Source organism: Pseudoalteromonas sp. SG43-6 (assembly GCF_014164365.1).
Classification (GTDB): domain Bacteria; phylum Pseudomonadota; class Gammaproteobacteria; order Enterobacterales; family Alteromonadaceae; genus Pseudoalteromonas; species Pseudoalteromonas rhizosphaerae.
In genome coordinates, this window is sequence record NZ_JACJEZ010000085.1 from 1 (window position 1) to 9,846 (window position 9,846).

The window sequence follows — 9,846 nt, forward strand, 5'->3', positions numbered from 1 at the left end:
AAATAAAGCGCTAACTGCGTTATAATTTTTTCAAGTAGAACAACTACATGTCAAAATTTACGCCTTGTTATCACTGTATTTATCTGTCGCTATAAATGGTCAGTAACTTAACACGATTGGTATAAGAGCTGTTTTATTTAACAAACACTTATAGCAAGCGCTGTTTAAAAACGCGCTCTTACACCTATACTAAATGAGCGACCTGGAAGTGGTGCTTCGTCTTTTAAGTAAGATGAATGCACGCGCGCTTCTTGATCGGTTAGATTGTCGGCTTTTAAATACAATGTCATGTCAACGTTACCTAAATCAAGGTAATAGTTAGCAGCGGCTGATAGCATGGTATAGCCGTCGGTGGTGGTTTCGTTTGCGGCAATTTTATCTTGCTTACTGTTGCGAGTGACTTCTACTTCAGTGTGCCAATTACCGTATTCATAATGTATTGAAGAACCAACACGTAATGGTGGGATCCTTGGTACGTTACCGCCTTTATCTAGTTTAGCGCGGGTATAATCCGAAAACACATCCAGACGCCATTGTTCGTTTAAGTGCCAGTCAACTTGTGCTTCAAAACCATAGAGTTTAGCATCTCCTTGCGCAAAATTTACCACAGGTAAGCCATCAGTCTCTTCATCTGAAGCTGCACCTGTATCTTGTAATTGATCATAAGCTTGGGAAGTAATAAACTCACCATCACTTAGTACAAGGTTGCTAAAGTCTTCGTAAATATAATCGTCAATTTGGTTCTGGAATATACTGATGCTGGCATTCCAGCTATCAGCGTTATAGCGATATGTAGCGTCTAAGTTGTTTGATACTTCTTTATCCATACTCTGGGCAACTTGAGCCACAGAGTAAGTACCATCACTGTTATTAACAACATCAAAAGCACCGCCTACTTCATATGTGCCTGAGCCTATGTGTGGGCCGTAGGCATAAATTTCTGATGCCGAAGGAGCTCGTTGTGAATATGCATAATTAAATGCTAATGAGTGCTTGTCGTTAATGCTCCAAACTACTCCTGCAGAGCCTGAAACCGCCGTGTAATCTTCATCTGCAAATGAGATACTATTATCGTTTGATAGCTCATCAAAAAATTGGTTATTCACTTTATGGGTTAGTTGCTCCACGCGTGTACCAAGCTGCCACAATAAAGCACCTGTTTGTTTTTCTTCCATTAAAAATGCGGCTAAACTGTCGGTTTTTGTTGGTGGTGTGAAGGCTTCTTCGCCAATCGCTTCAAAATCACTTTTGTTATAATGTAAGCCCATTATACCGTGCCAACCATAAACCGCGCTGTGCTCTGCCCATAGTCTAGACTCGATACTTTCATTTTTAAAAGTAGTGCCTATTTCAGTCCCTTCAATTTCTGAGTGTTGGTAATCAGTATATGCATTTTGCCAATGCACCGATTTTATAAAACCGTCAAGATTATTCCAATCAACAACACCTTGATAGCGGTCTTGTTTTAACTTAATAAATACGCCATCTTCACCCGGTAAACCGTATTCTGAGTCCATTGAGCCATAGGCAAAAGCGACGCGTGTATCGTCAGTGATCCAGCCAGCTCCTAAGTTATAACCGTGTGCATCGATTGCTGAGTTTGAGAGTTTAGTACTGCCACCATGTTCATTAATATCAGCGGGAACAGGTATTTTATAGTCACCGGTATTACGGTTGTAAGCATCAATATGAACAGCAAAGTCGCCCGTTCCGGCATTTAAATCAGTAGATGTTGTTTTTGAATCTGCTACGTTATCGTACTGAGCAAATACTTCTCCAGTAATACCTTGTTGTCTTTCAATGGGGAGGCGGTTATCAACCACATTAACAACGCCGCCAATTGTACCACTACCATAAAGCAAAGTAGCAGGGCCGCGTAATACTTCAATTTGTGTGGCCGTAGAGGTTTCGGTTGATACTTGGTGATCGGGGCCAACGCGTGATGCATCAGATGCGCCTAATCCGTTTTGTACAACCTTGATTCGAGGTCCATCTAATCCTCGGATAATTGGGCTACTGGCAACGGGTCCAAAATAAGAGCTGTGTACACCTGGCACATTTTTTAAGGTTTCGCCAAGGGTTGCTGCTTGGTGCTGATCAAGCTCTTCGCCACTAAGAATTGATACTGGGGTGCTTGATTCAAGTACGGTACGTTTAAGCGGTGAAGCTGTAATAACAATTTTTTCTAAATCGCTTTCATCTTTTTGTATTTGTTTCTCTGCTGCCATTGCGTGTGTACTGATAGCAGTTAATACCGCCAAAACTAATGGTGAATACTTAATTTTCATTATTTAATCTCTAAAATTTGCACTAAAACTGGCTGCTTACCCAATGGCAAACAGTCTTTATAAAACGGTTTTTTAACAGTGAACTTTAAAGAGTATTCGGTGGGTCACGATTACCTGAAAACGCAACGATTGCGCTAAATTGAGGAGAGTGTAAGGCTAAAACAGCGCTGTAGCGGTTGCTTTCAGGTTCAAATATACTGGTGGTAGGAGATATTAAATCGTCAAAATCAAACGAACTTATGCAGAGTTGGCACTCTGTGCTGCTTTGTACTGCGTGAACAGTTGAGTGCCACTGTGAAAAAACACTGAACAGCAGTAAAAGCACCATTAAATATTTTAATAGCGTTTTATTGTGTCTGAGTGAGTGTAAATTCATGTGTTTCATCAAGTGATAGTATAACGTTGTTTTTTTTGCAATGTCGAGAGCTGAATAAGTAAAATAATCTGTTTAATTATAAGTTTTTACTTTGTTATTTATAATCAGTGGTTTATGTTTTATTTTGATAAATAAAACCTCTAGATCAGACATCAATCAGGGAATAGGCCTTGCTTAGTTAGTTTGCCATTTTTTTATCAGTTCAACGCTTTTACCCAAAAACGATAATTTATAGGCTGTCGTTATGAGTGACAACGTCACTAGCGATATAGACTGAGCAGCCATATTTGCTTGCTTTTAAAAGTAAGTTTGCATTTTAGGTAATTTCAAGGTGGAGGTTAGATATTTAAAAATCATACCAATCATACTAAATTAGTGAGCCATATGTTAGAAAAAAGCCGAATCGTTGTACGGTTCGGCCTCATAAACTTACCTTTTTTAATACTTAATTAGCTAATCAGAATAGCATTTTATTTTTTCTTTTCACTCGGGACCGGTTGGCCATATTTAGGCGAACGAGGACCATATAGTAGGCCGTTGTAAGCGTCTGATGAAAGTAAGCGCGTTGATGCGATAGCAGCAATTTCGAAACCTTTGTCTGTTACAGTTTCTGCTATTTGGTTAATTGCTGCCACTACCAGCATGCCTACAAGTCCACCGCCGCCATTATTTTGCTGCTCGGCTGAGGAAGCTCTTGCTTTACCTTGCCACAATTGTTCACCAGTGCGTAAATCGACTAAAGATGCGGAAACAGTTACAGCTGTTTCACTTGAAATTACAACGTAGCTGGTGCCGTATTCTTCAATAGTAATATAAAGCGCCGAGTCAGCACCAAAAATATCGTGTAACTTTTTAATAGGAACTTGATGCACGTCGCTTGCAACTGAAAGGCCATTCCCTTTAAAGGTTTGCTCAACGAGCGCAACAGGAAAAACATAAAAGCCGGATTCTGCAATAGGTGCAACCATTTGGGTCATTACACTGTAAGGCGCTATAACTTCAGGTGTATTATTGAGCGGTGGCAGGATAATAACTGAGTGTGGATCAGCTTGTTTAAACGCTGTGTAATCATGAGCCGGTGGTGACGAAACGCAACCCGCTAATAATGCAAACAGCGCAGTTGCTGTTATTGATTTAAAGTTCAACATGTTAAACGCCTTTCGCAGATTTTAGAAGGAAGTCTATATACTGAACCGACTCTGGGAAAAGTGACTTTTCAGTTTCAAAGTGGCTAGCACCTAAAGTAGGGTCACCTGTTTCAAAGTACAGCATGCCTAAATGAGCATGCAAGCCAGGTGCAACAATTTTACTTTTGTTTGCTGCATCTGCAATAACTTGCTCAAGCATTTTAATTTGCTGTTCAACTGTTACTTCATCTGCTTTTAGGTATGCGTATACGGCTGAGCTGTATTCGCCATAATAATAGATAGGCTCTTTAGTTGAGCTACAGCCTGTAAGCGCAGCACATACTAAGGCTAAAGTAATTAGCCTTTTCATTATTTACTGCCCCATAGGCCTGATTCAAGTCCTGTAACAAGCTTGTTTACGACTTCACGAATGGCTAAATCAAGCACTTTGCCATTTAAGGTTGCATCGTATGAAGCGGTACTACCAAAACCAATAACTTCACGCTCAGATAGGCTGTATTCACCAGCTCCCTGAACTGAGTAGATAACTTCTGATGTAGTAACATCGACAATGTTTAGTGTTACTTTAGCGTAAGCTATTTGTGATTTACCTTTGCCTAATAAACCAAACAACTGTCGATCGCCAATAGCTTTGCGACCAAACTCTGTCACATCACCTGTTACCACAAATTTAGCGCCGCTAATAACTTGTTTTGTACCAGTTAGTTTTGCTTCTTCAGCAAGTGCGGTCATATTATCGCGATCAAGTACACTAAAACGGTTTGTTTGTTGTAAGTGGCTCATTAATGCTGTTTTAGCTTGGCTACCTAAACGGTCTTGCCCAGATGAGAATATGCCATTTTGAAAACTTGAACGGTTAACAAATTGCCCAACTACCAACTTACTTTTAGTGCCACTGTAGTTAGTGTTATAGCTAGCAACTGTTTGGGTTTCAACAACTTTAGATGATGTTGTAGCGCAACCTGCTAAAGTTGATGCTGCAACCGCAGAAATTATTATTGTTTTTATGTGATTTTTGCTTATATGCATAAGGAATTATATCCGTTTAAAATAATTGCAGAAAGTGATTTGGATGCCAATGTTTAATATTTATATTTGTTAGTTAATTACCTATTATAACTACCAATACCATCCACTTTTATAAACAAAAAATTATGTAAAGGCAATGTTATTCTTTACCTTATAGGTACCAGTCAGTGGTAGTCTGATTTTTGTATGATCCAGCAGCAAGGAAAGTTTAAGGAGATGGGGTAGCACTTTTTCATCTTTGAAATAATTTCTGTTTTAATTTATTGAAGCAGTGATTGGTATTATTTCAATTAAAAGTAGGTGGTTGTTTCAACTGCTATCAGTTGTAGAGCTAATAGCAGTATGTTTTATTGTGTTTTAAAGGGCTAATAGGCTTTGCTCTAACATTGCTTGAATTTGTTTGACTATTTTAGCTTCTGTTTCTGGTTCAAACTGCGCTATACGTGGCGTATGGATATGCCCAGTCGGAATATCTGAATTGAGTTGATCGCGCAGGCGAATACTGCGGTACGAAATTTCGTTAGACAGGTAACCACCGCCGCCGCCTTTTACTGCAATCGCATCTTTTAGTTCAGCTAAAGTTTTAGGTTCAAAGGCTTTTTCGAGTGTAACAACTTTATGATTGTCATTTATCGGAAATGGCCCTTTGGCTTGCTGCATTTGCGTGGCGGGCAAACTGAATTGCACAAACTCACTCCCTGGGAGTGGACGGTCGTTTAAACTTGGAATCAGTGGCGCTTTTGCTGTGCCGCCATAGACAATATTTGCATTGTCGGGGGCGGTTACGCTGCGCCGCTTACCTGGAAAGCGTTCAAGGTCAAAGTCTTTACTACCCATGCTAACGGTAACTATCATATCCACGTTATTCAGAGCGTAATAAGGGGCGAGTAGTTCTTCAATAATACCTTGATCAAAGTCTTCATAGCGAACAGGCACCATCACAGTATTTATTTCGGCACTGATACCTTGATAAGTAATTACTTGGCCGTCGAGTAATAATGCGGCCACACCGGATGGATTACTTTGATTGATGTTTCTATCCAGTAAGAATGGATCAAAGCCTGTTAGTAAAATCTTTTTGGTGGTGTTTTTAGAGTAGGCTAGGTCGGTGCGACCGCGACTGCCATTTTCTAACATTGTTAACAATGTGCTTTGCTCGGCAGTTGTTAATGCAAATTCAGGTTTTGTTGTACGGATTATTTTACTTGAAAGTAGGCGAGCCCAGTAAAGTGCTCTGTCATCGTAGCTTTTAGTGACGGTAATGTGTTGTTTGGCGTTGAGCCAGAGTTGGGTTGAGTAATCATGTAGTAAGTCAGTTGCCTGTTTAAAGTTTTTTAGGCTTTTCCAGCTTTGTTCAAATTGCGCGATATCCTCAGAAAATATATCTAAAACTTGTGGCATAGCGGTTGTGGCTTGCTTAATACGCAGCTCTTCAACCGTTGGGTTAGCGCTAAAAACAGAACCCGAAGAGAAGATTAAGCTTGCGGCTAAAAGTCGTTTGATCATGGTTTTCCTATATAAGCAGTTTTAATAGTTTCAATGCAAAGGCTACTATCTGATGTAGAGCGAGTAAGCGCAAATAAATACGTTGAGTATTGGGTCGTAACTCCCACCTTTAACGTTTAATCAGCCCCTAGAGCCTATTTTCATAAACTGTTATCCTTCACTCATTAAGTTATAACTGAGTAAACAGTATGATTAATGATAACGATGTAATTGACACCCTCGCAGAGCTAGAAGCTTTTTTATTACTGATTGATAATGGTGGATTGGGCTTAAAAAATATAGCCGGTGTGGCACTGGCGACCAATAATACCAATGGTCGCCCGTTTGTAGCTGTACTTGATGATAACTATAACTTGTTGTTAGGCCGCTGGGTTACAGATGATGTGTTTGAAAACGGTAAAGAGCTTGTTCGTAGTGGGCCTAAAAAGCTACATTAATTTTGGAAAAGCGATTGAAGGCAGCTATTAACTTACTTAGCTTGGGGGGCCCAGCCGAAGTGAGCTTAATTTATACTACATTCATTTTTATAAAAATGCGGAGCATAAAGGCGGGGAGTTTAAAACGTATGCGGGCAATGACAAGGGTCATCTTATAGGCTACCTTTCTGAGTGTAAATTATCAGCTGCTCAATTAAAGCAGGTAAATTGAAGCTGTTACCTGCTTTTGTAATATCGAAAATGAATCGCTAGTCTTTTAGTTCAGCTGTTTCGTTTTGCGTTTGAAAGTCTTTAAACAGGTCACCCTGTGGATCATCGGTATCAAAGACTGCATTGTTTTCTTCATATTCATCATCAATTTCATCGACCACCAACATTTGCTCGTGGGCAGTCGTTTCTTCTATTCGAGGATCCATGGTCGCAGCCAGTGGCGAGTTGGTAACGTCTGATGTGCCTACAACGTAATCACTCGACTCTGGTTGTTCTACTTTTTGTTTCGAATTAATGTAAGTGAGTAATAAGTACATTATCACCGTTAATAATGCGATGGAGGCATAAAGGGCTTGGTGACCAAAATAGGTCATAACTTGTGCATTGGCAGTTGAACCAAGTGCTGCACCGGCTCCAAAAACAACTAATAACGCAGATGACACGCCAACGCGCTCTTCATCTTCAACGCGTGAATTAGCTAAGGCTGAGGATAATGGATATAAAGTAAAGGCGAACAAGCCAAACATAAAAGTGAGTGCAAAGGCGAGTGTTTGCGTAATAGGTAGCAAAAATAAAGCCAAGCTAACTACACCAATCGCAACCGCATTGGTGCGGATCAATACGCTACGACGTATTTTATCCGACAATATCCCCATTGGCCATTGCGCGATCAGACCTGCAAAAATAGTTGCAGACATAAAAATGGCAATTTCTGACGAATTAAACCCAGATGACTTGGCAAATGTTGGTGCAAGGCCGTAAAAGCTGCCATTTATAATACCCGCAAAGTGAACAGCTGTAAGTGATTGCGGTACTTTTTTAAAGTAGTCAAACAGACTGACTTGAATTGGTTTTAATGGCTTGGGGTGAATCCTACGAGTGATTGAAATAGGAATAATGCCAATTGCCAGCGCCATGCACACTAAAAATAGTGGTGCATAGCCAAGCTCTGGGAATTCGGCTAATGCAAATTGACCTAAAATCATACCCAGATAAGAGGTGATCATATAAAACGAAAACACTCGCCCGCGAGACTCTGGTGCAGCTTGTTCGTTGAGCCAGCTTTCGAGCACCATGTAGTTACACATCATACCAAGGCCTACAAATAGTCGCAGGGCTAACCATAAATAAATATTATCGCTAACGCCGTGTGCTGCAACGCACGCTAAAACAGCGGCGGTACTGGCTGCAAAGGTCCTAATATGGCCGACCGATTTAATAAGGTGATAACCAAGCTTTGAGCCAAGCAACAAACCCATGTAATAACATGAGGTCATTAACCCGATCCAAAAGGTCGAGATGCCATTTTTCCCTAAATAGAGGGCTAAATAGGTGGTGAGTAAACCGGTGCCAATAATTAAAAATAGATTAGCAAAATACAGCGAAGGAAATGATTTCATTTAAATGCAAATAGTTAGCCTAGACAAGTTGATACTAGAGTAACTAAATGTATTTTCCAAGTAGTAAATGGGTAGTTAAGCCTTTCTACTATTAACTATATTCGGATAAGTATTGAGTACTAAGCATTTATTACTTGGTTTTTTAGCGAATGTTACGGTGACGCTTGTAGTAAAATAGACACGTTATGGTTGAGTGTGCAATAAAGTCACTCATCAATCTAATGGATACGCTATTACTATGATTTGTATTAATTTATCGATACACAAGTAGTAAGTGTGAGGTGTTTATTGCTACACTGAATTACCTAATTTAGCGAAGTCTCAATGAAACGAATGAAAAAAATAGTTATCACTTTATTTATTATGTTGGCACTGAGTGCTTGCAGTAAGCCAATACCCGCAGATAAGTTTGCTTATATAGGTTATTGGCAAGGTCCTGGCATGTATCTAGAAATACTCCCAGATGGAACTTTTGACTATCAACGAGGTGGAACTTCTATTTCATCATCCGTTGATGAGTTTGATGGCGATAATTTCTTAGTTGATATGCTTATAATGAATACAACTTTTGAGGTTTCGCAACCACCATTTTTTAGCGATGGGCAGTGGTCAATGGTTGTTGATGGAGTAAGATTAACAAGGACGGATGACTAACTTACTCTGCGTTTATGTTAACTACTATAAAATAAACTAATTGGTATCGGTGATTCATAATGATAATAACAGCGTTTCATAGCTTAACAGCGTTCTGTGTACTGACTTTTTTTGTGTTTAGCCACTTAGCTATTGCTCAGCAAGTTGATGGCTTTCAGCATACATTGATTGATGGTAAGCCTTCACTTCGTGGTTCGGCGATATTTGATCAATCGTTGTGGGTCACAGGTACCAATAATAGTGTATGGGTGAGCCAAGATGGCGGTAAACATTGGCATGATCGCAGTGTTAAAAGCAGCATAAATAATGACTTTCGTGATATTGCGGTGTTTGATACGCAAACCGCGATTGTAATGAGTGTTGGCTCAGGTAAACAGTCTTCATTATATAAAACAACAGATGCAGGTAAAAGTTGGCAATTATTGTTACAGAATCAGGATCAGGCAGGTTTTTTTGATTCAATTGCATTTTGGGATCAAGACAATGGTTTATTAATGGGTGATCCTGTCGATGGTTATTATGTAGTTAAACGTACACAAGATGGCGGCAAAACATGGACACGAACCGATAAAGTAAATTTACCTAGCTTAATACCTTCAGAGTCCGCATTTGCCGCCAGTGGTAATACACTCATTGTAGGAAAAGATAATCAAGCGTGGTTAACAACGGGTGGAAAGCTAAAGTATCCCCAGAATTAGCCTTTATATATCAATGAACTAATAGTATTAAAAAATGTGGGAAGCGAGGGAACATTCATGGTGTTTTGTGATCTTATGAATCGCTTAAAAACAACAGAGC

General features: G+C 39.7%; 9 protein-coding genes and 1 pseudogene. 4 read left to right on the plus strand and 6 right to left on the minus strand.

From position 1 onward, the window contains the following. Positions 1–164: 164 nt before the first annotated feature. The 5 genes from H5201_RS21445 to H5201_RS21465 form a co-directional block, all read right to left on the minus strand. Positions 165–2,288, minus strand: coding sequence for a TonB-dependent receptor (locus H5201_RS21445; RefSeq protein WP_182785356.1), 2,124 nt, complete (start codon positions 2,286–2,288; stop codon positions 165–167). An 846-nt stretch (positions 2,289–3,134) separates the two neighbouring features. Continuing rightward, positions 3,135–3,812 carry a DUF799 domain-containing protein gene (locus H5201_RS21450; protein ID WP_182719559.1) on the minus strand — a complete coding sequence of 226 codons (678 nt, stop codon included), beginning with the start codon at positions 3,810–3,812 and terminating at the stop codon, positions 3,135–3,137. Position 3,813: 1 nt separating this feature from the next. Next, the gene (locus H5201_RS21455) at positions 3,814–4,161 is read right to left on the minus strand and encodes a DUF4810 domain-containing protein (RefSeq protein WP_182719560.1); all 348 of its coding nucleotides are present in this window, start codon (positions 4,159–4,161) and stop codon (positions 3,814–3,816) included. Next, positions 4,161–4,841 (minus strand): CsgG/HfaB family protein, encoded by a 681-nt coding sequence (locus H5201_RS21460; protein ID WP_182719561.1) that lies wholly within the window; start codon positions 4,839–4,841, stop codon positions 4,161–4,163. The genes H5201_RS21455 and H5201_RS21460 overlap by 1 nt, the downstream gene beginning before the upstream one ends. A gap of 357 nt (positions 4,842–5,198) precedes the next feature. Then, positions 5,199–6,347: a hypothetical protein gene (locus H5201_RS21465; protein ID WP_182785357.1), complete on the minus strand. Its 1,149-nt coding sequence runs from the start codon at positions 6,345–6,347 to the stop codon at positions 5,199–5,201. Between the two features lie 188 nt (positions 6,348–6,535). On the opposite strand from H5201_RS21465, the gene H5201_RS21470 reads away from it, so the two are divergent. Together H5201_RS21470 and H5201_RS21475 are read left to right on the plus strand one after the other, a co-directional pair. After that, positions 6,536–6,784: a hypothetical protein gene (locus tag H5201_RS21470; RefSeq protein ID WP_182740141.1), complete on the plus strand. Its 249-nt coding sequence runs from the start codon at positions 6,536–6,538 to the stop codon at positions 6,782–6,784. Between the two features lie 70 nt (positions 6,785–6,854). Next, positions 6,855–6,995 (plus strand): annotated as a pseudogene (locus tag H5201_RS21475) (delta-class carbonic anhydrase); the annotation flags it as partial. 37 nt (positions 6,996–7,032) lie between these two features. Here H5201_RS21475 and H5201_RS21480 read toward each other — a convergent pair. Next, complete coding sequence (locus tag H5201_RS21480) at positions 7,033–8,394, minus strand: MFS transporter (protein WP_182740140.1); 1,362 nt, start codon at positions 8,392–8,394, stop codon at positions 7,033–7,035. Positions 8,395–8,727: 333 nt separating this feature from the next. Here H5201_RS21480 and H5201_RS21485 point away from each other — a divergent pair, with 333 nt between their 5' ends. Next, entirely contained in the window at positions 8,728–9,048 is a 321-nt protein-coding gene (locus H5201_RS21485; RefSeq protein ID WP_182719567.1) for a membrane lipoprotein lipid attachment site-containing protein, read from the plus strand. Positions 9,049–9,107: 59 nt separating this feature from the next. Continuing rightward, positions 9,108–9,746 (plus strand): VPS10 domain-containing protein, encoded by a 639-nt coding sequence (locus H5201_RS21490; protein ID WP_182785358.1) that lies wholly within the window; start codon positions 9,108–9,110, stop codon positions 9,744–9,746. Positions 9,747–9,846: the final 100 nt, after the last annotated feature.

Bases quoted from the DNA above. Each gene is read 5' to 3' on its own strand.
- H5201_RS21445 (WP_182785356.1), bottom strand. From the start codon at position 2,288: ATGAAAATTAAGTATTCACCATTAGTTTTGGCGGTATTAACTGCTATC.
- H5201_RS21450 (WP_182719559.1), bottom strand. From the start codon at position 3,812: ATGTTGAACTTTAAATCAATAACAGCAACTGCGCTGTTTGCATTATTA.
- H5201_RS21455 (WP_182719560.1), bottom strand. From the start codon at position 4,161: ATGAAAAGGCTAATTACTTTAGCCTTAGTATGTGCTGCGCTTACAGGC.
- H5201_RS21460 (WP_182719561.1), bottom strand. From the start codon at position 4,841: ATGCATATAAGCAAAAATCACATAAAAACAATAATAATTTCTGCGGTT.
- H5201_RS21465 (WP_182785357.1), bottom strand. From the start codon at position 6,347: ATGATCAAACGACTTTTAGCCGCAAGCTTAATCTTCTCTTCGGGTTCT.
- H5201_RS21470 (WP_182740141.1), top strand. From the start codon at position 6,536: ATGATTAATGATAACGATGTAATTGACACCCTCGCAGAGCTAGAAGCT.
- H5201_RS21480 (WP_182740140.1), bottom strand. From the start codon at position 8,394: ATGAAATCATTTCCTTCGCTGTATTTTGCTAATCTATTTTTAATTATT.
- H5201_RS21485 (WP_182719567.1), top strand. From the start codon at position 8,728: ATGAAAAAAATAGTTATCACTTTATTTATTATGTTGGCACTGAGTGCT.
- H5201_RS21490 (WP_182785358.1), top strand. From the start codon at position 9,108: ATGATAATAACAGCGTTTCATAGCTTAACAGCGTTCTGTGTACTGACT.